The organism is Paenibacillus sp. J31R98 (assembly GCF_056269245.1).
In genome coordinates this window covers 468866-492516 of sequence record NZ_JBWDNO010000004.1, presented here as the reverse complement: position 1 = coordinate 492516, position 23651 = coordinate 468866, and the positions used below count along the sequence as shown (strand labels likewise).

Genomic DNA, 23651 nt, shown 5'->3' with positions numbered 1-23651 from the left:
CCGCTAGATTCCTGCTATTCTAGCATCACAAACCGCCATCCCAAGGAGGAATTTAACGATGCAACTCGGACTTAGTTCATTTACATTAACATGGTCTGTAGGAGTTCCCGGTTATGAGTCAACTAGTGAACTGCTATCAGCAGAGGACCTCATTCGTATCACCCATAACCGCGGACTTCGTCTTCTGCAAATCGCCGACAACTTGCCGCTTCATACGAAGACAGAAGCAGAGCTCGCACTTATCAAGCAAACAGCAGATACCTATGGGGTTGCCATCGAGGTCGGCACAAGAGGTACTGAGCCAAGCAACCTGCTCGCCTACCTTGCTATCGCCCGCACCTTTGGCTCTCCGATCGTCCGTACGATCATTACGACGCCAGAATTGGCTGCCGCTGAGCTTCAGCTGCGCGAAGTATTGCCCGCTTATGAAGGCGCAGGCATTACGCTCGCCATCGAAAATCATGGTATGCATACGACAAAGCAGCTGGTACAATTATTTGAAAGTATCGCCTCTCCTTTTGTCGGATGCTGTCTCGATACGGTCAATTCATTCGGCGCGCTGGAGAATCCGGAGACGGTTATCGACCGGCTCACGCCGTATCTTGTCAATCTGCATATTAAAGATTTTGACATCAAACGGGTCGATCATCAGATGGGTTATACGATCCTCGGAACGCCAGCAGGCGCCGGCAGGCTGAATCTCGGTTACTTGATGGACCGGATCGCAGAGCACGGGAAAGGCGCAGCAAGCGCAATACTAGAGTTATGGACACCTTATACCGTATCGGTCGCAGACACGATTGCTCTGGAGCAGCGCTGGCTGGATGAGAGTATCGCCGAACTGACGGCGAGCGGTTATTTTAGAGAAGATGGGGTTAATCAATATGGCATCAGTAACGCTGAAAGAGAAAGCGTATGAACAGCTTCGCGCACTCCTTATGGAAGGAACGATCAGCAGCAACGATCAGTTGACTGAGAAATACCTCGTCGAGCTGCTGCAGATGAGCCGAACGCCAATCCGTTCCGCGCTGGAGAAGCTCGCTGCCGAAGGACTGCTCAACATCGCACCGAACAAAGGGCTAAGCCTGCCAGGGCTGTCGCTGCAGAGAGTCGCCGACTTCTTCGACTTCCGCATCGCGATCGAGGGCCATATCGTGCATAAGCTGGCTAACCGCAAGCTATCGCCGGATGAGATCGCATGGTTCAGAGAGAACCTGCGCATTCAGGAGCAAACAGCTGAGCAGCATGATTATCTCGCGTTCACGCACGCGGACTCCGAATTTCACCGCCAGCTCGCGCTCGTCTATGAGAACGAGGAAATGGTGCAAATGATGAATAATTTGCAAGATCGTTTATTCCTGCTGGCACTCAAGGTGCTGCGCAAGGACAATAATCGGATTCAGAATTCATACCGCGACCATCTCGAAATCTTCGAGCTCATTATTAACGGTGATGCCGATGAGGCGAAGCGCCGGATTGTTGAGCATCTGGAATACGCTGCGCGGATTCTGGTTCTATAGCCAATTTAAACAAAACACCTGCGGCATCATTAGCTGCAGGTGTTTTTCTGCGATATAGCGGCTCTAAATCCACATTAACATTTGCAGACCATAAGCAAGTTTCCATCGGGGTCCTTGAAATTAAACCAGTGATTATGCTCGATTCCCGTCACGAGGTTCACGTTCTTCTCTTTCATATAGTTGTAAGCCTCTTCGATATTGTTCGTGTTGAAATGAAAGGCTGGAGCTCTAAAAATATGATCCTCGGCATAAATTTTGCTATCCAGTACAATCCCCGCTCCTTCCATCGGAAGGACATAGATATGACCGAATGATATCTCTCCATCAGCCGGCAGCCCGAGTAGATCACAATACCAATCTCTTGCTTTCTCAATCTGGCTTACCGGAATAAATACAGCTCCAATCTGATTCATAATCGGGATCATCGTGTTACCTCCAATGGAATTTTTCGCAACAACCTGTCGGTTCAATCACTGAATCCGAACTCCAATTTCCTCAGCCACACCACGAATATGCTTCGCCGCAAGCCGGTACTCCGTCTCACTCTCGAGATGCTCAAGCATGAGCGGAATATCCGAATCAAGCTTCGCTAATTGGCGCAAATACTGCGCATAATCAAGCTTGCCAAGCCCAGGCCTTGTCTCATCGAGATGAACGGTCATCTGCTGGCTCATCGTGATGTCCTTGGCATGACAGCTGCGAATATGCGGTCCAAGCTTCGCGAAGCAGTGCTCGATCAGCGCGCTGTTCCCGTAATAAAGCTGCGGGCTCGCAATCAGATTAACCGGATCGAGGTGAACGGCAAAAGCACGCCGGTCAACCGCTTCGATCAGTCGCTCGTAGCTCTCTACCGAGTCCGGGTACATCCACGGCATCATCTCGAGCGAATAGTACGTCCGCTCCGGCTGCACATGGTCGATGATTGCTCGCACGGTATCAACGATGAGCGCGAAAGTATCTTCCGTCAGGTTGGCAGGATCATGCCCGTCCCACTGCTCGCCGCGCGAGCCTGCAATATTGACGCAGCAGCGGGCACCTGCCAGCTCCGCCGCCTCCAGCTTCTTCTTGCAGAAGCGGATGGCCCGCTCCCTTGTCTCGGGATCGGCGCTCAGCGGATTGCTCCATGCGCCAACTTCCGCAATGAGCAGGTCCGCTCGTGACGCGGCTCCCACATAATCTTGAATGAGCGCAGCATCCTCGAAATCCGGCAAATAAGCCGCTGAATACCCCCGCTCAACGTGCGCCCGAACCCATTGCTCCGGATCAAGCTTGCCGCCATGCAGGATAGGTCCGCCAAGTCTCATAGCTCATACATCCTTTCAATTAGATTTGCGCACTCACTCTCTTGCGAAAGAAGGAGTAAACGCGTTCGAAGAGAATGTCTACACAATGAAGTTACGTCCACTTGCATACGAGGAGAGTGTGAACGATGAATGTATTCAGCAGCGCGAATGCGCATGCATTAAACTGGATTAACGAGCCTGCCCGGTGGAGCTGCACCGAACAAGAAGGTCTTCTTGTCGAAGCTCCGGCGAAGGCGGATTACTATCAGGACCCTGCAGGCAAACATATGGTAAGCTCCGCCCCCTTCCTGCAGTTCACAGCTGGCGGCAGCTTCGAGCTCACAACGCGTCTAAGTGTGCAGATGAAGGAAAAATACGATTCGGGCTGTCTCATGCTGATGGCGGATGACCGCAACTGGGCGAAGCTCTGCTTCGAGTACAACGGGCGCTATCCGACGATCGTGTCTGTCGTAACGATTGATGGCGTATCGGATGATTGCAATTCGGAGCGAGTCGATGTGGAGCAGCCTTACTTGCGTGTCGTGCGACAAGGCAATTGCATCACGTTCTCGTACTCTGCGGATGGTGAAGTGTGGGAGCAGATTCGCTATTTCGGGTTGAAGCTTCAAGGCGAATGCCGAGCAGGCGTCGTTGCCCAATCTCCTCAAGGGACAGGCTGCACCGTTCGGTTTGATTTTCTGACCATGACGATTACATAATTCACTAATTCTCTAAACTACTTCCCCATACACATGCCATTTCCTTCCGTAAAATGTAAAAAAGGCTGGCGGATCCATTGACCCGCCAGCCTTCACTTCTTATTAGCCTTCCTCAATATCTGCCCCGAGATCGCTTGCGATCTCCGTCATCCGCGGAATGACCGCATCATTACTGCCCGACACGTAGATATCGTCCCCATAATGACGGAACGGAATTTGCACGTTCTCGTAGCGCCACATGAAGAAATCCCCCGGAATGGTCATCGTCGTCCCATCTACTCCCGATACTTGCAACTCAGGCGCATATGTGAAATCAGCCTGTGCCCCAAAATAAACCAAGCATGTCTCCAACGTAATCGGCTGCCGATCAGTCTCATGCTCTCGATATTCTCTTGTAATCCGGTAACGCTTGCTCATCGCGCAGGTAGCCTCCATCCGATAAAATACGGATCTAGTATACCACGATGCCGAACATAATTCCGACTCCGCCTGGCAACAATAAAGGAAATTATTGACTATCGGCGGTGAAGCCAGCGTGTTCCACATTAAGGACCTTCAAGCTGCCTCTCTCGATCAGCAGCTCGCACAAATTCAGCAGTACATGTCGGATACGGAAGATCTCAAGATTCAGAAGCTGTCTTTGTCCGGGCATCTGTACGCCATTCTATATATCGAAACACTCGCCAAGCTGGATACGATTCAGACGAATGTGATCGAGCCGCTGACCACAGCCAAAGAAGGGCGTGTCGATCAAGCACTGCGATCTGCAGAGGCGAAACAAACCTCCACTATGGCGCAGATCGGTCAATATCTCCTGAATGGCTACTGCGTGGTCGTCAAAGAGAATGACTCCGCTGCATTTCTACTGCCGGCGACACAGTCTCATTCAAGATCCATTCAGGAACCTAGGGACGAGCAGGTTGTTAAAGGCTCCCATGACGGCTTTATCGAAGGGCTATCTACGAATCTATACCTGCTGCGCAACCGCCTGAAGAATCCAAGCTTGAAAGTGAAGTACTTCACGCTTGGCAGTATGACCAATACGAAGGTCGCGATGGTCTATTTGGACCAAGTCGCCGATCCAATACTCGTTGCAGAATGCCAGAGACGGCTGCAATCTATCGACCTTGAATACTTGAGTTCAGTGGGAAACTTGGACGATATGCTGGAGGAGCATCCCTTCTCTCCATTTCCACAAACGCTGCAGACGGAACGGCCGGACCGGGTCGCCTCATATTTGCTTGAAGGCAAAATCACATTGATGGTGGACGGCACGCCAAGCGCGCTTATTCTGCCGATAACGTTCTTCTCGTTCTACCAGTCGCCGGATGATTACAACAGCCGCTGGCTTATCGGTTCATTCTTCCGCGTCCTCCGGTTATTCAGCTTCATTCTGGCGATCTGTTTGCCGGCGATCTACATCGCCACAGTCACCTATCATTCCGAGGTTCTCCCAATCGGTATTCTTTACTCCGTCAAAGTATCGCTAAGCTACGTTCCATTGCCGCCAATATTGGAGGCGCTTGTGATGCAAACCATTCTTGAGCTGCTCAAGGAAGCAGCCATTCGGCTTCCTTCGCCAATTGCACAGACGATCGGCATCGTTGGCGGTCTAGTCATCGGCACTGCGGTCGTCGAAGCGAAATTGGTCTCCCATACGATGATTGTCGTTATCGGACTCACGGCGATCGCTTCCTTCGTCACGCCAATCAACGAGTTTGGCACCAGTCTGCGGATATTAGGCTTTCCCATGATGCTGAGCGCCTCCTTCTTCGGCTTCTTCGGCATCGCCATCATGCTGATGCTGATCTTCATTCATTTGTGCAAGCTAGAATCGCTCAGCATTCCGTATTTCACACCATTCGGACCTTTTCACGGGAGAGAGAGCTTCAAGGATCTATTCTTAAGGCTGCCGCTCTGGATGACTAATAAGAACTCGCAACATGCCAAGCACCAACTGGTCAAGCAGATTATGTTCGGAAGGTGGAAGCGCCCTTGAACACGACAATTACCAAAACCCAGCTGTTCTTCCTCATTGTCAAAACCCAAGTGGGCATCGGCCTTCTATCTCTGCCATCAGAAATCCAGCATTCCGCCAAAGGGGATTCATGGATGTCCGTGCTGCTCGCCGGCATTGTCATCCAGCTCTTGCTGTTTGTCTACTGGCAGCTGCTGAAGAGGTTCCCGGATGCTAATTTGAGTCAAATCATCATTCGAATATTAGGCCGCTATGCAGGAAAAGCGTTGAACTTGATCTACTATGTATTCTTCATTCTTATCGCGGCTTATGCGAGCAACCTGTATGTCCGCCTTATTAATTCATGGATGCTGGCGTTAACTCCAGGGTGGATACTGCTTGCGCTCATTATCGGGACTAGCCTCTACTTGGCCTATGATAATTTGCGAGTCATTGCCAGATTTTTTGTCTTCGCATCCGTGCTGTTCGTGGTGCTCATTCTGATCAGCATTCTTACCTTGGTGAACGATGTACATATCTCCTATATATTCCCTATCGCGCAGTCAGGCTTCGGACCGATTCTGGAGGGCAGTGAGCGAACAATTTTCTCCATGCTCGGCTTTGAAGTAAGCCTCTATTTCTTAGCTCAAGTGCAAGGGGTCAAATCCGGAGGAATAGGCGTGATGTCTCTCGCTAATGCGTTTGTGACGATTTTCTATACGTACTTCGTCTTTATATGTCAGATCAGCTTAAGCCCTCCTACATTAGCTGTGGTGAACGAACCGGTATTGTTTGTTCTGAAAGGGCTGTCGTACCAGCTCATTGACCGGATTGACCTCATATTCTTGACGATCTGGATTATCCCGATGACTGCAACGCTAGTCTCCTATCTCTGTATAGCCGGCAAAAGCATAACGGTTAAAATGTCTGCTTACCGGAAGCTGGTCCTATTTAGTGGAGCGACCGTGTTTGCGTGCAGCTGGTGTTTAATGTCTATCGAGAATCTGGACTCCTTCAGCAAGTGGCTCGAGTATAGCTATGTCATCATGATTGTAGCGGTGCCGCTTGTTCTATGGCTGGCGTCGTTCCTCGTGAGTACACAGGTAAAGGCGGAATCCACATGAATCGCCGACTTGCACACTCTGTCTGTATCGGAATTCTCGGGATTACTTTAAGCGGCTGCTGGGACAGTCAGCTCTTAACGAACAAGAAGATGGTGAACGGAATTAGCTTTGATATCGGTGATCATCATCAATTAGTCGGTGCGATTAGAGCCGTGATACTGGAAAGCAAAGGCGGCGGGCAATTTGAAGTAAAGGATGAATTCATGCAAGCTAACGGCGACTCGGCATCCATCATCGGAATGAACCTTGACAGCATGCTTCCCGGAACAATCGAAGTCAGTAAAACGCATGTCGTTATTATGGGCGAAGAGCTTGCGAAGCAGAACATTCTCCTTCCGCTTGAAACGATTATCCGAGCGCCTAAGGGATATCTGGATTCCCATCTTCTCATAGCCAAAGGGAACGCAGCCAAAATACTCGCTTTTAGAAAAATCGATAATAATCCGGTTGCTTATGGCATTAAGCAAATTCTAACCGGGGCTGAGCGAAGAACATCGATTAAGGATCAAACGCTCTATTCATTATGGAGCCATGTCTATGATCCTGGAGGTGATCTGGTAATCCCCATGATCAGGCAATTAAACGAATCGGCATTAGTGATTGACGGAATTGCGCTCATGCAAGGGAGCCGTTATTCCGGCGTCTCGCTGAGAGGTCAAGCCTCTACGCTTCTGCTGCTTATGAAGGACTCGTTCGGGAAGGTTGCCATTCTCAATATTAAAGTTCAGAAGGACGTCGTCTCGTTCCAAGTCCGCAGAATCAAGCAGCGGTTGAATCTAAGCTTCAACAAGCAGACTTCCAAGCTTGATTGCACGGTATCAGTCGATCTCTACGGGACCATCCAGAGCTTTCCGGGGAAGATCGGCAGCTCGATCGACCACGATCAGATGAGTAAGATGATTACCGCTGCTGTAAACAAGCAAGCAAAAGATGTCATCAATAAGATGCAGCAAGCAAACTGCGACGCAATCGGCATCGGGAGACATATATCCATCCACTATCCCGGACTATGGAAGAAGATAAATTGGAAGGACGTGTACAAGGAAGTGAACATTAAGCCTGACTTTCGTGTCCATATTTATGGCACAGGCTTGATTAACTAAACAGGAAGAGCGATTCCCGTATCTGACCAATGATCAGCGGCAATCGCTCTTTTTTGTTTCTCCTTGTTGCATCACTTCGCTACTATCCATTCCAACCCGTGCTTCGTCACAGTGTCCGCCCAGCTGCCCGGATATGCTTGGTCACAGATGACGGTGTGCACTTCGCTCAAATCCGCGATTTTGTATAGTCTGCTATTCCCAAGCTTGGAGCAGTCTGTGAGTATGATGCTCTCCTTGCTGTTGGTTATAAATTTACGCGCAAGCAGCGCCCGGTCCGCGTCATAGCTGGTAATGCCTTGCTCCGGCAGCAGGCCGTCAATCGTAATGAAAGCGCGGTTCACATAGAAGTTCTCCATGAACTTCTCTGCGAGCGAGCCTGAGATGCGATGATGACGCGGGTCCATTTTGCCGCCGACGAAGAAGACATCGCCTGTGAACATGTCTTTGTTCTGATAGTCGATGAGCATGTTCAGCCCTTGAATCGAATTCGTGATGATCGTGAGGCCTTTCTTATAAATCAAGAACGGAATCATCTGGAGGGAAGTCGAACCGTCATCAATTACGATGACATCATGATCTTGAACGAGACTTGCAGCCGAACGGCCGATCAGCCGCTTCTCTTCTGCACGCAGCACCTCCCGCTTCACGAGAGAAGGTTCCTCGTTCATGAGGGTAATCTTCACGGCGCCGCCATAAACGCGCTTCAGCCGGTTCCCCTCTTCAAGCTCTTCCAAGTAACGCCTTATCGTCTCGGAGGAGACGCCCAGCCGATTCACCAGATCGGTCGTATAGACTTTGCCTGCGTCATTGATAAGATCAAGAATTTCCCGTTTGCGTTCTTCCCCAACAAGCGACATTCGCGGCCGCCTCCTTGTATGCATGGTGACTGACTTCGCAGTGAGAGGCGGGTTCTCCCTCTCTCAGCTCTAAATTCTCGCAAGCTTACCAGAAGCTCTCATCTTCAATCGTTTGCAGCAGCTTCACGATGTCTTCCCGATATACTTCTCCGATGTTGCCGATGCGGAACGTATCAGCGGCGCTGATCTTGCCCGGGTAGATGACGAAACCCGCTGCCTTCAGCCGCGCGTACAGCTCCCCGAAGCTGAACCGTTTGCTCTGCGGATAATAGAACGCGGTGATGAACGGCGACTGCACCTTGCTCTGCAGCAGCGAGCAGAATCCCAGCTGCCTCATGCCGTTCACGAGCAGCTCCTGATTCGCTTTATAGCGTTGATGGCGAGCAGCGATACCGCCTTCTTGTTCCAGCTCGCGCAGAGCTTGATCGAATGCGCGAACGACATGCGTTGGCGAAGTGAACCGCCACTTGCCTCCGCCCTGTTCCATCGCCGACCATTGGTCGTACAGGTCGAGCGATAAGGAACGAGCTTGCCCTGCGCAGCCGGCAAGCGCTTCGGTGCGGGCGATGATGAAGCCGAAGCCCGGCACGCCTTGAATGCACTTGTTCGCGCTGCTGATCAAATAATCGATCTGCAGCTCATGAACGTCGAGCGGAATGCCGCCGAAACTGCTCATCGCATCGACAATGACAGTCTTGCCATGCGCCTTAGCAATGGCCGCGACTTCAGCGACCGGATTCAGCATGCCGGTCGTCGTCTCGCAGTGGACAACGGCGACATGCGTTATGTCTGCTTCTTCTTGCAGGCGCTGCTCTACATCCGCTGCGCGAACCTGCTCGGTCTCGCCGAAATCGAGCACCGATGTCGCAATGCCATAGACATTCGCCATCTGGGCGATCCGGTTACCGTAAGCGCCATTGGTGAGCACGAGCAGCTTGCCGTCACGCGGTATGACGCTGCCGATTACCGACTCCACGCAGAAGGTGCCGCTGCCTTGCATCAGAACAGCTGTATATCGATCCGGCGTATTCGTCGCCAAGTGAACGAGGCGACTGCGAATACTTTGAACAAGTCCGTTGTAGTCGGAATCCCATGTGCACCAATCACGGAGCATGGCTTCTTTAACCGTCTCAGAGGTAGTAAGCGGGCCTGGCGTTAACAGCAAGTAAGGGCGACTCTTCGATGTGTGAGCAACTGGGCTGTTATTCATGGACGCTCTCCCTCTTCTAGGCGAACATTAATAGCTGCGATGATCTGATCAAGCTCGCCGATTGAATCCGCGATATAATGCGCGCCGGCTGACTTAAGGCGCTCTGCAACCGCTGCTTTGCGCCGCTCCAATTCCTCCGGCCCGCAAGCTGCAACTTCCGCTTCCGACATGCCGAGCTCGCTGCTGCCGAGGATAACGCCAACCGTCCAGCAGCCTGCGTTAGCTCCTTCTTGCATGTCGCTCACCGTGTCGCCTGCTTTTACAATATGGTGCATCGGATATACGCCGAGCAGCTCGGCATTGCGATAAATCATCCACGGATACGGACGACCGGCAGCCGCCTCATCCGGCGTGACAAGCGAATCCGGCGCATAGCCTTGCGCCGCTGCGCTCTGGCACACAATATCCATCATCGGGCGAGTGTAGCCCGTCGTTGAACCGATCGCTATACCTTGTTCACGCAACCGAGCAGTGAGCTCAATGGCGCCCGGCACTGGCGTCGCATATTCGTGCAGCGTGCTGAACAGCATGGGCTCGAAATCCGCATACAGCGCATCAACATCTGCCTCCGAAGGCAAGTTGCCGAATTTGCTTTCCCATAGCGCAGCAATTCGCTCCATGTTGCACATCGCCTGAATATGATCACGCTTGAGCATACCCATCGGTCCGCGAGCTTCTTGGACCGTAACTTCAATCCCTCTGCGGGCAAATACGTCTACGAATACATGCAGCGGCGCAAAACAACCGTAATCCACCATTGTTCCTGCCCAGTCGAGCATAACTGCTTTTATCATGAAAGATCTCTCCCTTAGCTGTTTCTTGATTGCCATGCCCCAGTCTTCGTCTTCACGAGGTGGACGATCGCTTCATAGATGAGGCGTACCACAACGTTGGTCATCATAATAAGAACAGACATCGCCGCCGCAGATGCGACATCACCGGCGTCGTCCATATTGACGACCGATACCGATGCCAGCTTCAGATCAGCCGCATAGAGGAACATAACAGCCGATACCGTCACCATTGAATTAATGAATAGATACATCGCCATCTCCAGCACAGCTGGCAAGCAAAGCGGAAGCGTCACACGAAGCAGCGTCTTGTACTGCGGAACGCCCATCGCATCCGACACCATCTCAATCTCGCGATCGAGCTTCTTGAGCGCGCTTGTCGCCGTGACGAACGAAACGGCGTAGAAATGTGCGATGTTGGCTAGCACGAGAATCCAGATCGTCCCATAAATACCGTGCAGCGGATTGCCCTTCTCGTTGAAGAAGAAAATATAAGAAAGTCCAATAACAAGCCCCGGAAGCGCAAGCGGGAGAATCGACAGGAAGTAGCCCGCTTGACGCAGCGCCTTCATAGACCTCGTCTTCTCGATTAAATAAGCGCCGAGGAACGTTGCGACCGTACCGATTCCGGCAGTCCATGCGGACATTCGCAGACTCGTCCAGAATGGCTGGATACTGCCACCGGCTACTTTAGTAAAGTCATAGTGAATAAACGAAAACGACAGATTATACGGCCAAATCTTAATGACCGATGCCGCGATGACGGTCAGAATAACAATTGCAATCATCGCCGACAGCACGATACAGCAAGCCAGGAACAGACCATCACGCACGCGATTCGGCTGAATCCGATACGGCAGTGCCCGCGAGCTAATCGCATTCTGCTTGCGCGATACAATTCGATCCACAACAAAGGCGAGCACGGCTGGCAGAATAAGAATGATGCCAACTGTTGCGCCCATCCCCATATTTTGCTGACCGATCACCTGCTTATAAATATCGGTTGCAAGTACGCTATAATTGCCTCCAACCACTTGCGGCGCACCGAAATCGGTGAATGCGAGCGTAAAGCAGACGAAGATCGCAGAGATCAGTCCATATTTAATATTCGGTATCGTCACGGTGAAGAAAATACGTCGTTTGCTTGCGCCCATCGTCTTCGCTGCCTCATACAAATTGTAATCGGCGAATGCAAGCGAAACCGCGAGAATGAGATAGGCTTGAGGGAATGTGTAGATGATCTCAGCCATCATAATGCCAATCGGACCATACAGATTGATATGCCACTCGATAGGCAATGCTCCGAAGAAGCCGTTCGTAATGAAGCCTTGATTGCCAAACAAATACGTCAGCCCGATGCCGTGCATCATCGTCGGCGCGAACAGCGGCAAGAGGGCAATCGTCTTGAAAATAAGCTTGCCTCTTATGCCTGTTCGAGTAAGCGCGTAGGCAAGCACGAAGGCAAGCAGCACGGAGATGCAAGCCGTTCCGACTGAAATCAAAGCGGTATGCCATAGCGATTGCAGCAGCGCAGGCGATTGAAAATAATGAATGAAATTCGCAAGCCCCGTAAATTCACCCGTCTTGCCGGTGAATGCTTGGCTGAACAAAGAAATCAGCGGCAGCAGCACCATGATGCAGAGCACAGCGATTAGCGCAAGAATGGCAGACCGTTCGCCCCAAGCCCAGCTGCCTCTTCGCCTTCTTAGCGAGAGCATCATCGCTTTCATACGACCACCTCTGCACGGGTAGCCGGCTGCGTGTCACCGAAGTAAATTAGATGATCGCTTGGCAGCGTATAATATACGCGGCGATTCTTTGCAAGCCCGAGCTGGCGAATCGATGCGCTGCTCACATCAGCTATAATTTCGGACGAAAGCGGTGGCTTGAGCGTCATGCGATAGAAGGAGCCTCGGAATTCCAAGTTCTCAATAATCGCCTCACTGCTTCCCGGAACGGGTTGCAGATGGATGCTGACATGCTCCGGACGAATGGCAACCGCAGGGAGCTCATCGCTGCCGACGAAGTTAACGGCACCAATGAAATCAGCGACGAATCGGCTGTTCGGACGCTCGTAGATCTCTTCCGGTGACCCCATTTGAATGACTCTCGCGTTGTTCATGACGACAACCGTATCCGCCATCGTAAGCGCTTCTTCCTGGTCATGCGTGACCATAATGGTCGTCATGCCAAGCTGCTCGTGCAGCCGGCGGATTTCAAGACGCAGCTTCTGGCGCACCTTCGCATCGAGCGCAGAGAGCGGCTCATCTAGGAGCAGAAAATCCGGCGAGAGAGCGACGGCGCGCGCAAGCGCAACACGCTGCTGCTGACCGCCTGACAATTGCGACGGATACTTCTTCGCGGACTGCTCAAGATCCACCATCGCGAGCACTTCTTCCACTTTGCTTCGGATTTGCGCCTTGGTCAGCTTCTTCTCTTGCAAGCCATATCCGATGTTCTGCTCCACGGTTAAGTTCGGGAACAGCGCATAAGACTGAAACATCATGCCCACTTGCCGCTTGGCGGGAGACAGAGCCGTAATGTCTCTGCCCGCCACCGTTATGCGGCCGCCATCCGGCGCTTCGAGACCTGCAATTAATCGGAGCAGCGTCGTCTTGCCGCAGCCACTCGGTCCAAGCAGGCATACGAATTCATTCTTAGGGATCTGGATGTTGATCGGTTCAAGCGCGGTGAATGATCCGAATGTTTTGCGGATGCCTTCAATAGAAAGATAGTTCTGTGGCATAGAGCAGCGCTCCTCCTTTTATTTGCACGACTTTGCATTATTCCTTCGGTTCACTCTTCGCTTCGTAACGCTTCGTCCATTCAGCAAGCGTCGCTTCACGAGACGCAGCTGCCTTGTTCAGATCGAATTTGATGAGCTGGCTCATCGGATCTGCCTTGTAGCCTTCCGGAATCGACGCGGACTTGTTCTTCACGGAGATAATCGCGTAGTTCTTGTTGTATTCTTTCATCGGCTCTGTGGAAATCGCCCAATCTAGAAATTCCTTAGCTTCCGGCTTCATGTTATCCTTCTTCATCAGCGCATTCGCTTCAACGTCCCAGCCGGAGCCTTCCTTCGGGAAGACGACTTCAATCGGTGCGCCGCTCTTCTTCTCTTCAATCGCGCGGTAGCCGAACGATACGCCGATCGGATATTCGCCTGTGCCTGCAAGCTTCGCAGGCTTTGAGCCGGATTGCGTGTACACCGCGATGTTCTTATCCAATTTATCGAGGTAATCCCAAGCTTTCGCATCGCCCATCAGCTGCTCGAGACCCGCTACCGTCAGGAAGCCCGTGCCCGATGCAGCCGGATTCGGCATGACAACCAAGCCTTTATACTCCGGCTTTGTCAGATCCTCATACGATTGTGGAATCGGCAAGTTTTTCTTCTTCAGCTCAGCCGTATTCACCGCGAATGCCGTCTCCCATGCGTCGATGCCGACCCAGTGAGCAGGCTCCTGTTTATCTTTAAATTCAGGCAGCACATTCTCGATGCCCTTCGGCGAATAGCCTTCCAGCATGCCGTTCTGATCCAGCACGAGCAAGCTTGTTGCCGCTGTTCCCCATACGACGTCAGCAACCGGATTATCTTTCTCCGCCAGCAGCTTTGCTGTAATAATGCCTGTAGAATCGCGTACGATGTTTACTTTTATGTTCGGATACTGAGTCTTGAACGAAGCTAAGTACGCCCCAATCTGATCGTCTTCCAGTGCCGTGTATACAGTAATTTCCGAATTTGCAGATGCTTCTGACGCAGGCTTATTCCCATTTGCCGCTTGTGCTGCATCTGTGCTTTTATTATTACTTGTTCCGCATGCTGTCAGCGCTGAGATGACCATTACCGTCGTTATTGCAGTTCCCATCCACTTCTTCATCTTTTCTCTTTCCCTCCACATGGCTCTTTATAGGTTCCTGATGCTCTCTCAGGACTTCCTCAGTGTAAGTTCAGAATGTAAAATCCATATTGATTCCATGTTAAGAAATTGTTTTTTATTGATTTTAGTTGGTTTTAGTTGTGTTTGTGGAATTGACCCTCTTTTCGAAGAACAAAAAAAGCCGAACTCCAAACGGAGTCCAGCTTTGTTGTATTCTTTTCATATCATCTACCACTATGCGCCCGAAGCTTCAACCAGGCTCGTGCTTCTTCTCCGTCCATACACGATACGGGACAGCAACACGCTCACTTCGTAGAGCACGACGAGAGGAATAAACACCATCATATGCGAGATCAGCTCCGGCGGGGAGATCAGGCTTGCCACGATAACGAGCACCAAGTACGCATAGCGCCGCATCTTATGAAGCACTTGAGGCGTCAGCACGCCGATCTTCGTCAGAAACATCACAATAACAGGCAGCTCGAAGGCAATTGCCAGCGGAATAATGATATTGAACATGAAGCCAAAATATTGTGCCACCCCATACGTCTCCACAAGCTGCAAGCTCTCCGTTATCCGGGTTGTAAAAGCGAAGCTCATCGGATAAACGACATAATAGCCGAATGCGATGCCGAGCAGAAAGCAGATCAAGCTATACGGTACGTAACGCAGCGCCGCAGCACGCTCATCGGGATGCAGCCCCTCACGCACGAATCCCCATAATTGATAGAGGATATAAGGCAATGAAATCGTCAATGCGAATACCAGCGCAATTGTCATGTACATGCGAATGCCGTCCCATGGAGAGAAGACATTCCAGGTTATATGGGAGGCTGGCGGTACACTCTTCAAGTAATGCAGTACCTTTGGCGAGAAGTACAAACCCGCTCCAAGCGACAGCAGCAGTACCGCGAGGCTTCGCCAAATCCTCCGCCGCAGATCCGTCAAATGGGAGATGAGCGTCATCGTCTCTTCTACTCTTCTCATTCGCAACACGCCCTTCCGCCCTTGCGCAGCTCGAACGTATGAAATCCATCCCGCAGCTTGCCGTTAATCTCTTTCACCTTCTCCACATCATCAAACGAATACTTACGCGCGCCGCCTTTCGATCGTACCGGAAAAATCAATTGCTTCTCCTCGTAATACCGAATTTGCCTCTCCGATAAACCCGTCAAGTCGCATACAGTTCCAATGCTCATCACCTTGTCATGCATCGCTTAACAGCCTCCCATCATGCTGATGTCAGAAAATATAACATTAACTCCTCTTGGTTCGAGATGATATCAGCATATATCCGAATATTCAATGGGACCGTATGCCCAGTCGTACGTGTTTTAAGTCATTTACACCTCATTTCACTATCCAAAATCGGCTGGTAATTGCTGTAATTACGCACCTTTCCAGACTGTCGACATTTTATCGATAGATAATTCCTTTCAATCATATAAATTTTATTTATGTAAGACTTCCTAACAAAATATTGGATTTGATGAAAATTTCCATGTTACATTTTTCCCAGAGACGGACACCTGGTCCACCAAAGGAGCTGAGGAAGCATGGAAACGAAAGAAACGCCAAATGAAGTATCACGTCGTCAATTTCTGACGACAGTCGGCAGAGTCGGCGGTGCCGCTGCCTTGTTCAGTGTCATGGGCACGATGGGGCTGTTCACGCCGCAAACGATGAAGGCGGCAGAATACACGCCGCCTTCCAGCTGGGATTTGAAAGGCACGAGCCGTTCCGGCAAGAAGATCGTCATTCTCGGTGCAGGTCTCGCCGGTCTGACCGCTGCTTATGAGCTTGGCAAAGCCGGCTACGATTGTACAATCCTTGAAGCCCGTGCCCGTACCGGCGGCCGGAACTGGTCGGTACGCCGCGGCACGACCGTCACCGAGGTAGGCGGGCAGAAGCAAGTTGCTCGCTTCGACGACGGCCATTATCTGAATGCCGGCTGCATGCGCATCCCTCAGTTCCATGTCACGATGGAATACTGCCGCGAGTTCGGCATCCAGATGGAGCCGTTCAATAACGTGAACGAGAGTGCCTACTACTATAACGAGAATGTGCCAAGCATCCTCTCGAATAAGCCCGTCCGTAAACGCGCGGCGAAGGCTGACGCCAAAGGATACATCAGCGAGCTGCTGGCCAAGGCGATTAATCAGCCAGGGCTCGATTTGCCGGTTACGCCGGAGGAGAAGGAGAAGATCGTCGCCTACCTCCGTTCCGAGGGCAATCTGAACGCCGACTTATTCTACAAAGGCTCATCACGCGGCGGATACAAGGACGAACCGGGCTCACGCCTCGACGCTGGTGTCATCCGCGACCCGTTCGACATGAAGGCGATTATCAATTCCGGCTTCGCGAACTACTTCAGCAGCGAATACGAATATGATCAGCAAATGATGATGTTCCACCCTGTCGGCGGCATCGATGCCATTCCGAAGGCGTTCGAGAAGCGCCTCGGCAACCGGATCAAGCACAACATGGAAGTGACCGAGATCAAGCATGTCGGCGAGAAGGTGCAAGTCTCCTATACCGACCTATTGAGCGGAGAAGCGAAACAGATCGAAGGCGACTTCTGTATTTGCACGATTCCGCTGTCCGTGCTCAAGACAATTAAGCACGACCTGTCCCCGGAGATGACGAAGGCGATCAACAACACCAACTATGCGAATGCCGGCAAGATCGGCCTGCAATTCAAGCGCCGGTTCTGGGAAGAGGACGATCTCATCTTCGGCGGCAACACGCTGACGAACATGGACATCTCGTCCATCTACTATCCGCCGACCAATTATTTTGCCAAGAAAGGCGTGCTGCTCGGCTATTATGCCTTCGGCGCCAAGGCCGACAAGTTCGGCGCGCTATCCTTCAAGGATCGTGAGGCGTTGGCACTTACTCAAGGTGCCAGAATCCATCCGCAATATTTTGACGAATTCGAGTCCTCCTTCTCCGTCAACTGGAAGACGATTAAATACAACATGGGCAGCTGGGTTTCGTACTCGGCGGACGATCGGAAGACGAACTATCCCGTGCTCTGCAAGCCTGACCGCCGCGTCTACCTCGCAGGCGAGCATATCAGCTACATTACAGCCTGGATGGCAGGCGCAATCGAATCCGCGCGTGAGGTCGTTACCGATATCCACGAGCGCGTCATGAAAGAATAGGAGGGATAAGCATGAACTTGAACCTGTCTCGTAAAGTGAAAATCGCCATCGGAGTCGTCGTCATCTCGTCCCTAGCCGCTACCGCTTCCGTGTATGCCGCAATCATGCCGAATAAATATCCGCTTGCCCCGATTCATGAACCAGAATTCTATGGCAGTCCTTCATCTTCAATCGCAAGCGCGGTTGCCCTGCCTGAGAGCGCAGCTACCTTCTCGACGAGCGGCACAACGCCGTCCGTTATAAACAAAGAAGGCAAGACCATCTACGAACGCTATGGAGATACAGAGACGCAAGGCATAAGCATTTTGCAGAATATCGAGAAGCAGCTGAAGGAGCAAGGACTATCCTTGAAGGACGTTATTTACCTCCGCGTCTACGTCGCGCCGGATGCGGCGAAAGGCGGGAAATTTGACTTCGACGGCTGGTTCAAGGCGTATGCCAAGTACTTCAACACCAAGACCAATCCGACGAAGACCGCACGTTCCACGGTCGGCGTTGCCGGACTCGTCAGTTCCGATTGGCTAATCGAGATTGAGGCAGTTGCCGCTTATCCAAGCCAGCATAACCAAGACTAATTAAGGAGATGATCCGCATGCTGCAAAATATCGGTTTGCCCGGACTTATGATGATTCTGGTGGTTGTCCTTATCATCTTCGGACCTTCTAAGCTCCCTGAGCTGGGTCGCGCAGTCGGTCGCACGCTGCACGAGTTCAAGTCCTCCGCCAAGGAGCTCGTCTCCGATACGAAGGAAGAGGTTTCGGAGAATAAATCATAAGGGAATTTGAATACAGAAAAAGCGTGCGGACCCCCTCCGCACGCTTTTTCTTATTGCCTAGCTTAAAGAGCAGCTCGTGCCCCCTTCAAACGCCGCTCACTTGGAACGAAGCCCTCTCTGCTCGGAGAGCCGGCCAACCCTCTGCAGCACTTTATATAGCTCTATCGGCGAGAATGACTTCGACATATAAGCATCCATGCCTGCTTCCCGCACTCGATCCTGGATTGCCTCTTTCTCCTCAGATGTTACGGCTATAATCAGCGTTGACCTTCCACGCTCATGTGCACGAATGATTCTTGCCGCTTCATAACCATCCATAATCGGCATTTGCAGGTCCATCAAGATGGCATCATATGTCTTGGACGTAGCCAATTGAACCGCTTCCTCACCATGATTCGCAATCTCAACTTCCATCCCCATGTCCGTGAGTATAGTCTTCATGATTTCTTGAATGATTTTGTTATCTTCGACTAAAAGGATATGCGCTGGATAGAGACTAAGGAATGGCGGCGAGTTGGATGTTAGATTCATTATGCTCCCCCTTTATGCTATAAAGCATTGTTCTCATTATAGTAACGAGGCTTGCATCTGTATAATACATAAACAGTCATGTATTATAGTTTCTAGTCTATGAAAGATATTCCTTTATTTAGTGAATCATTCATCTATAATACATCATGATTTTCTGTATTTCCAAAAGGGGGAAGCATCAAGTGGAACTCCTTCAGCTGCGATACTTTCTAATCACAGCGAAGCTCGAGCAGATGACAAAGGCCGCGGAACAACTCAATATCGCTCAGCCTTCGCTTAGCAAAACCATCGCACGTCTCGAAGAGCAAGTCGGCGTGCCGCTCTTCGACCGTAATGGCCGAAATATTCGTCTGAACGCATATGGGCAAGCATTTCTGAGACGGGTCGAGAACGTCTTCATCGAGCTTGAGGAGGCTGAGCGGGAAATCCGTGACCTGGCGGGACTTGACCGAGGTGTCATCACCCTCGCCGTTTCTCTGACCAACTTATTGCCAGAAATGCTGGGAGCTTTCTTAAAGCATCATCCGAATGTACAATTTCACCAAGTTGTTGAACCGATTGCCAAGATGCAGCAAATGCTTGACCAAGGCGAGATCGACTTATGCCTCACCTTCGCGGAACTGACAGGCGAGCATACCCAGTCGAAGGAGCTCCGCACCGAAGATATTTATCTGCTTGTCCCGGATAAGCATCCTCTAGCAGGCCGAGAATCGGTCTCGCTGCATGAGTTGAAGGATGAGTCCTTTATTGGTTTAAGGCCGATATTCTGGTTTCGTGAAATGACCGATCGCTTATGTCTTCGCCAGGCTGGATTTGTTCCGAGGACAACCATTGAAGTAGATGAAGTGGATGCCGTCCTGCTGCTGCTCAAGCAAGGACACGGGGTCGCGTTTGCGCCGGATTTGGCTTGGAGAACGAGGATGGATTTCAGTCAGAATCGAGTCCGAATCTCCGATTGGGATGGACAAGTACAACTCAGACTGGCTTGGTCGAATAGGCATTACATGTCCGCTGCGGCACAGAGGTTCCGCGAGTTTATCATGGAATACTTCGCTGAGCTCAATTGGTAAATACAAAAAGCGTGCGGGTACGCACGCTTTTTGTTATTGCTATTGCCGACCAGCTCAGGTCACCAGCACAACGACATCCGAATGGAGAAGCAAGCCGATGGGTCCGCCGGGTTGAAGGTCATAATGAGTCCTTCCGGCGAGTAGGTGAGACCAAACTGACTCTTCACGCCTGCCGCTTGGATCAAACCGACCACTTTGCTGTGCTCGCTCTTGGACGCCGCTTCCTTAATGTTCTTCGCTAAGTCAGCGCTTTGCGACAGCTGCGTAAGTAGATGATACATCTCGAGCGTTGGCGCCATGAATTGATTCGCGGAATATTTAAACTGGGCAACATCGGACGGATCCGGCGTTGTCGGTGCCCGGTACACCCCATATGGGCTATAGTAAGGGCTGTAGTAAAAATGCATCGCGTTCTCCACCTTTTTCCCATAAACATCACTCCGTTAGTATATGGGCCTAGGTCGCTCAGCGTTCCGGCCGTATGCGAGGCTACGCAATAAGCCTAACGTCGAGGTGAAGAAGCTTGCTGGACAGCATGGGTTCAGCGATCAATGAGTCATGAGCTGATCCAATACTTCAGCCACGAGCTGCGGGTCGCTTACCGCTCTGAGATAGGCATGGTTCCCATTCGGATCAGGTGTCCAGGAGTTCTCTCCCGTTTGCGCGTTTACCGATATGATTCCGGTTTCAAGCGACCAGTAAGGATGATGCCCTCTCGCGGCAAATAGCACTGCTGTCAAATCCCAGCTGTTCCTTGTGCTGCCTTCCCCGGCAAACCACGCGTAAGCTTGCCGCAACGGATGAGTTTCCGGCAATTCCGAGTACAATCTTCGCCCTGTATGTATATCGACGCCGATTTCAAACCCTGAGAATACAATCGGTGTTGGCCAATGCTTCGCGACGTCAGCGGCGGAAGCCGGATGCGCTTCGAAATTCCACTCCTTCCCTGACGGGAAAGCGCCTCCCATGACAACCAGCTTGCTTACTTTGGCATTGATTAGCTGCTTGCCCGTAAGCCGAGAATGGGAATCGCCTTCGGACTGAAGCAGATTCATGACATTAATGAGCGGGCCAATCGCTACGATTACCGTCTCACCATCTTCTCCCTCTGCCAGTACCTTCCGCATCACCTCAACTGCATCTGCCGCTTTCTGCGTTTGGTACCGGTTCGGATGAGTGAGCGTAATTCCTTTGTTGTACTTTGCATAACCAGCGCTTTCATCGCTAATAAATCCCGGTGTGCTTAGCGTTCCAATCGGAATATCGCCTCTACCGTAGAATAGGTTGAGCGCATCCAGGCATCCCGCCCCCCAAACGCTAGAGGTACAATGCGTCATGCCCGCAATGCGGACTTCCCCCAGCTTCTCCAGTGCATGCAATACAGCGACCGCACCGGCATCATCGCAATCCGGACCGATATCCGTATCTAGTAAAATTCGAATGCTCACCATGATCATCCTCCAATACTTGTTAGGACTTCGTATTTTCAGAATATCATAATTGGATTCACTAGGAGAATACTGGAATAGAAGCATGGCAATAATAACCTTCGGTCAAATATATAGGAGAAGGAGAGCAATCGATGGATTCCACTTCAAATAAAGAGGATATTGAAACAGTTCGAGATTTGATTAAAGACATCGACACCGCGATGCTGACAACCGTTTCGGATGAGGGGCTCGTTTCACGTCCCATGAAAACGCAAGAGGTCGAATTTGACGGAAATCTCTGGTTCCTCACCAAGAAGGATACCGGCAAATTCCATGAATTAGTCCATAATCGGCAGGTCAATGTTGCTTATGCGGGCAAATCATTCGTCTCCATTCGGGGCGAAGCCGAACTCGTAGAGAGCGCCGAGAAGGTCAAACAATTCTGGAGTCCAGCTTATGAGCAGCTGCTCGAAACGTCCTATGACGATCCAAACCTTGTTCTCATTAAGGTAAAGGCCGATACAGCGGAGTATTGGGACACAGGCAATAAGTTTAAAATGGCAAAGTTTCTGTTTAATCGACTGCTCGGCAAAAATACGGAAGGCACGGATCTCAATCGGATCGTGGAACTGAAATAGATGTGATCGCAAAAAAAAACCGTCCCACACCAAGGTGCGGGACGGTCTACATACGATATAAGTCAAAGATTAATTCCGGATGAGATAATCGAATGCGCCTAGCGCTGCAGTCGCGCCCGATCCCATCGAAATAATAATTTGCTTGAACGGACTGTTCGTGCAGTCACCTGCAGCGAATACACCAGGAATGGTCGTTGCACCGTGGCTATTCACCACAATTTCGCCCATCCGCGTACGCTCAATACCCTCGCCTAACCAGTCTGTGTTCGGAACAAGACCGATTTGGACGAATACCCCCTCAAGCTCGACATGCTGCTCGCCGCCGGTATCGCGTTCGATGAAGGAAATTCCGTTTACTTTATCCGTACCGGTAATTTCCTTCGTCTGAACGTTCTTATGAACCGTGACGTTCGGCAGGCTGTAGAGACGCTCTTGAAGCACGGCATCCGCCTTCAGCTCAGGCATGAATTCCAGAACCGTAACATGGCCGACGATACCCGCGAGGTCGATTGCCGCCTCGATGCCGGAATTGCCGCCGCCGATGACCGCTACGCGCTTGCCGATAAACAACGGGCCGTCGCAGTGCGGGCAATAAGCTACGCCTTTGTTCTTGAATTCAGCTTCGCCAGGAACGCCTACATTACGCCAACGGGCACCTGTAGACAGGATAACCGTCTTGCTGCGTAACACAGCGCCGTTCTCCAGCTCAACCTCGATGAGCTCCTTCTTCTCGAGGCGCTTTGCCTTCTGAAGCTTCATCACATCGACGTTGTACTCCTTCACATGCTCTTCGAGACTAGCTGCAAGCTTAGGACCTTCCGTATACTTCATGCTAATGAAGTTCTCAATGCCTACAGTGTCCATCACCTGACCGCCGAAGCGTTCAGCGACGATACCTGTGCGAATCCCTTTGCGGGCTGCATAGATCGCTGCGCTTGCGCCTGCAGGGCCGCCGCCGACAACGAGCACGTCGTAAGGATCTTTGTTGAACAGCTCTGAATCGTCACGGTTCGTGTCGATCTTCGCCAAGATCTCTTCGAGCGTCATACGGCCGCCGCCGAAGAACTCGCCGTTCAAGTACACGGATGGCACAGCCATCACTTGTCTACTCTCGGCTTCGTCTTTGAACACGGCACCGTCGATCATCGTATGCGAGATCCCTGGGTTGAGGACGCTCATCACGTTCAGCGCCTGCACGACATCCGGGCAGTTATGGCAGCTTAGGCTGATGAACGATTCAAACTTGAATTCGCCCTTGATGCGCTTAATCTGATCAATAACTTCCTGCTCGACTTTCGGTGCCCGGCCGCTGACTTGCAGCAGCGCGAGCACGAAAGAAGTAAATTCATGACCCATTGGTATACCGGCGAACGCAATGCCCGTGTCTTCACCTGGACGGTTCACACTAAAGCTTGGCGTTCTCGGAAGATCCGCTTTCTCGATCTTGATCCGGGAAGTCATGCTCGTCAGTTCATCCATGAGCTCAAGAATATCTTTCGATACTTGATCTTCGCCGGTTTGAACGTTGATAAGCACGTCGCCTTCCATCAAAGCAAGGTACTGTTGTAATTGTGCTTTAATATCGGGTTCTAACACCATTT

At 51.3% G+C, this 23651-nt stretch carries 26 protein-coding genes; 11 read left to right on the top strand and 15 right to left on the bottom strand.

The window, feature by feature from the left end:
• Positions 1-58: 58 nt before the first annotated feature.
• Both AC0YNX_RS18640 and AC0YNX_RS18635 read left to right on the top strand, forming a co-directional pair.
• Complete coding sequence (locus AC0YNX_RS18640; RefSeq protein ID WP_475817203.1) at positions 59-919, top strand: sugar phosphate isomerase/epimerase family protein; 861 nt, start codon at positions 59-61, stop codon at positions 917-919.
• Positions 885-1520 carry a GntR family transcriptional regulator gene (locus AC0YNX_RS18635; protein ID WP_475817202.1) on the top strand — a complete coding sequence of 212 codons (636 nt, stop codon included), beginning with the start codon at positions 885-887 and terminating at the stop codon, positions 1518-1520. Before AC0YNX_RS18640 ends, AC0YNX_RS18635 begins: the two co-directional genes overlap by 35 nt.
• 74 nt (positions 1521-1594) lie before the next feature.
• On the opposite strand, the gene AC0YNX_RS18630 is transcribed toward AC0YNX_RS18635, so the two are convergent.
• Both AC0YNX_RS18630 and AC0YNX_RS18625 read right to left on the bottom strand, forming a co-directional pair.
• On the bottom strand, positions 1595-1945 hold the full coding sequence (locus tag AC0YNX_RS18630) for a VOC family protein (protein WP_475817201.1): 351 nt from the start codon (positions 1943-1945) through the stop codon (positions 1595-1597).
• Between the two features lie 45 nt (positions 1946-1990).
• Positions 1991-2824, bottom strand: a complete 834-nt coding sequence (locus AC0YNX_RS18625) for a sugar phosphate isomerase/epimerase family protein (protein WP_475817200.1) — start codon at positions 2822-2824, stop codon at positions 1991-1993.
• A 125-nt stretch (positions 2825-2949) separates the two neighbouring features.
• On the opposite strand from AC0YNX_RS18625, the gene AC0YNX_RS18620 reads away from it, so the two are divergent.
• A complete protein-coding gene (locus AC0YNX_RS18620) occupies positions 2950-3522 on the top strand; it encodes a DUF1349 domain-containing protein (RefSeq protein ID WP_475817199.1) in 573 nt (190 codons plus the stop codon).
• 102 nt (positions 3523-3624) lie between these two features.
• On the opposite strand, the gene AC0YNX_RS18615 is transcribed toward AC0YNX_RS18620, so the two are convergent.
• Positions 3625-3939, bottom strand: a complete 315-nt coding sequence (locus tag AC0YNX_RS18615) for a hypothetical protein (RefSeq protein ID WP_475817198.1) — start codon at positions 3937-3939, stop codon at positions 3625-3627.
• Between the two features lie 118 nt (positions 3940-4057).
• Between AC0YNX_RS18615 and AC0YNX_RS18610 the strand changes: the two genes are divergently transcribed.
• Genes AC0YNX_RS18610 through AC0YNX_RS18600 form a run of 3 tightly spaced genes read left to right on the top strand, consistent with a single transcriptional unit; the run spans position 4058 to position 7706 of the window.
• The gene (locus AC0YNX_RS18610; RefSeq protein WP_475817197.1) at positions 4058-5521 is read left to right on the top strand and encodes a spore germination protein; all 1464 of its coding nucleotides are present in this window, start codon (positions 4058-4060) and stop codon (positions 5519-5521) included.
• Positions 5518-6603 carry a GerAB/ArcD/ProY family transporter gene (locus tag AC0YNX_RS18605; protein ID WP_475817196.1) on the top strand — a complete coding sequence of 362 codons (1086 nt, stop codon included), beginning with the start codon at positions 5518-5520 and terminating at the stop codon, positions 6601-6603. Before AC0YNX_RS18610 ends, AC0YNX_RS18605 begins: the two co-directional genes overlap by 4 nt.
• Positions 6600-7706 carry a Ger(x)C family spore germination protein gene (locus AC0YNX_RS18600; RefSeq protein WP_475817195.1) on the top strand — a complete coding sequence of 369 codons (1107 nt, stop codon included), beginning with the start codon at positions 6600-6602 and terminating at the stop codon, positions 7704-7706. Before AC0YNX_RS18605 ends, AC0YNX_RS18600 begins: the two co-directional genes overlap by 4 nt.
• Positions 7707-7777: 71 nt before the next feature.
• Here the strand turns inward: AC0YNX_RS18600 and AC0YNX_RS18595 are convergent, their stop codons facing one another.
• The 8 genes from AC0YNX_RS18595 to AC0YNX_RS18560 all read right to left on the bottom strand — a co-directional run bounded on the left by AC0YNX_RS18595 (position 7778) and on the right by AC0YNX_RS18560 (position 15656).
• Positions 7778-8563, bottom strand: coding sequence for a DeoR/GlpR family DNA-binding transcription regulator (locus tag AC0YNX_RS18595; RefSeq protein WP_475817194.1), 786 nt, complete (start codon positions 8561-8563; stop codon positions 7778-7780).
• Positions 8564-8648: 85 nt separating this feature from the next.
• On the bottom strand, positions 8649-9773 hold the full coding sequence (gene phnW / locus AC0YNX_RS18590) for a 2-aminoethylphosphonate--pyruvate transaminase (RefSeq protein WP_475817193.1): 1125 nt from the start codon (positions 9771-9773) through the stop codon (positions 8649-8651).
• Positions 9770-10567: a phosphonoacetaldehyde hydrolase gene (phnX, locus tag AC0YNX_RS18585; RefSeq protein ID WP_475817192.1), complete on the bottom strand. Its 798-nt coding sequence runs from the start codon at positions 10565-10567 to the stop codon at positions 9770-9772. Before phnX ends, phnW begins: the two co-directional genes overlap by 4 nt.
• A 14-nt stretch (positions 10568-10581) precedes the next feature.
• Complete coding sequence (locus tag AC0YNX_RS18580; RefSeq protein ID WP_475817238.1) at positions 10582-12285, bottom strand: putative 2-aminoethylphosphonate ABC transporter permease subunit; 1704 nt, start codon at positions 12283-12285, stop codon at positions 10582-10584.
• A gap of 5 nt (positions 12286-12290) precedes the next feature.
• Positions 12291-13310: an ABC transporter ATP-binding protein gene (locus AC0YNX_RS18575; protein WP_475817191.1), complete on the bottom strand. Its 1020-nt coding sequence runs from the start codon at positions 13308-13310 to the stop codon at positions 12291-12293.
• Positions 13311-13347: 37 nt separating this feature from the next.
• Positions 13348-14442, bottom strand: a complete 1095-nt coding sequence (locus AC0YNX_RS18570; protein ID WP_475817190.1) for a putative 2-aminoethylphosphonate ABC transporter substrate-binding protein — start codon at positions 14440-14442, stop codon at positions 13348-13350.
• 234 nt (positions 14443-14676) lie between these two features.
• Positions 14677-15429, bottom strand: coding sequence for a twin-arginine translocase subunit TatC (tatC, locus tag AC0YNX_RS18565; protein ID WP_475817189.1), 753 nt, complete (start codon positions 15427-15429; stop codon positions 14677-14679).
• Positions 15426-15656 (bottom strand): MerR family transcriptional regulator, encoded by a 231-nt coding sequence (locus AC0YNX_RS18560; RefSeq protein ID WP_475817188.1) that lies wholly within the window; start codon positions 15654-15656, stop codon positions 15426-15428. The genes tatC and AC0YNX_RS18560 overlap by 4 nt, the downstream gene beginning before the upstream one ends.
• A gap of 342 nt (positions 15657-15998) precedes the next feature.
• Here AC0YNX_RS18560 and AC0YNX_RS18555 point away from each other — a divergent pair, with 342 nt between their 5' ends.
• From AC0YNX_RS18555 to AC0YNX_RS18545, 3 genes are read left to right on the top strand one after another with little or no spacing between them, the layout of a single operon-like run.
• Positions 15999-17606, top strand: coding sequence for a flavin monoamine oxidase family protein (locus tag AC0YNX_RS18555; protein ID WP_475817187.1), 1608 nt, complete (start codon positions 15999-16001; stop codon positions 17604-17606).
• 11 nt (positions 17607-17617) lie between these two features.
• On the top strand, positions 17618-18181 hold the full coding sequence (locus tag AC0YNX_RS18550; RefSeq protein ID WP_475817186.1) for a RidA family protein: 564 nt from the start codon (positions 17618-17620) through the stop codon (positions 18179-18181).
• 17 nt (positions 18182-18198) lie between these two features.
• The gene (locus AC0YNX_RS18545) at positions 18199-18381 is read left to right on the top strand and encodes a twin-arginine translocase TatA/TatE family subunit (protein WP_090572568.1); all 183 of its coding nucleotides are present in this window, start codon (positions 18199-18201) and stop codon (positions 18379-18381) included.
• Between the two features lie 96 nt (positions 18382-18477).
• On the opposite strand, the gene AC0YNX_RS18540 is transcribed toward AC0YNX_RS18545, so the two are convergent.
• Entirely contained in the window at positions 18478-18912 is a 435-nt protein-coding gene (locus AC0YNX_RS18540; protein WP_475817185.1) for a response regulator, read from the bottom strand.
• A gap of 182 nt (positions 18913-19094) precedes the next feature.
• Here AC0YNX_RS18540 and AC0YNX_RS18535 point away from each other — a divergent pair, with 182 nt between their 5' ends.
• Positions 19095-19982, top strand: coding sequence for a LysR family transcriptional regulator (locus AC0YNX_RS18535; RefSeq protein ID WP_475817184.1), 888 nt, complete (start codon positions 19095-19097; stop codon positions 19980-19982).
• 59 nt (positions 19983-20041) lie between these two features.
• On the opposite strand, the gene AC0YNX_RS18530 is transcribed toward AC0YNX_RS18535, so the two are convergent.
• A complete protein-coding gene (locus AC0YNX_RS18530; RefSeq protein WP_475817183.1) occupies positions 20042-20389 on the bottom strand; it encodes a YuzC family spore coat inner layer protein in 348 nt (115 codons plus the stop codon).
• 141 nt (positions 20390-20530) lie between these two features.
• Positions 20531-21433, bottom strand: coding sequence for a nucleoside hydrolase (locus tag AC0YNX_RS18525; RefSeq protein ID WP_475817182.1), 903 nt, complete (start codon positions 21431-21433; stop codon positions 20531-20533).
• A 131-nt stretch (positions 21434-21564) separates the two neighbouring features.
• Here AC0YNX_RS18525 and AC0YNX_RS18520 point away from each other — a divergent pair, with 131 nt between their 5' ends.
• The gene (locus AC0YNX_RS18520; protein WP_475817181.1) at positions 21565-22050 is read left to right on the top strand and encodes a pyridoxamine 5'-phosphate oxidase family protein; all 486 of its coding nucleotides are present in this window, start codon (positions 21565-21567) and stop codon (positions 22048-22050) included.
• Between the two features lie 69 nt (positions 22051-22119).
• Here AC0YNX_RS18520 and ahpF read toward each other — a convergent pair whose 3' ends face one another.
• Positions 22120-23649, bottom strand: coding sequence for an alkyl hydroperoxide reductase subunit F (gene ahpF / locus AC0YNX_RS18515; RefSeq protein ID WP_475817180.1), 1530 nt, complete (start codon positions 23647-23649; stop codon positions 22120-22122).
• Positions 23650-23651: the final 2 nt, after the last annotated feature.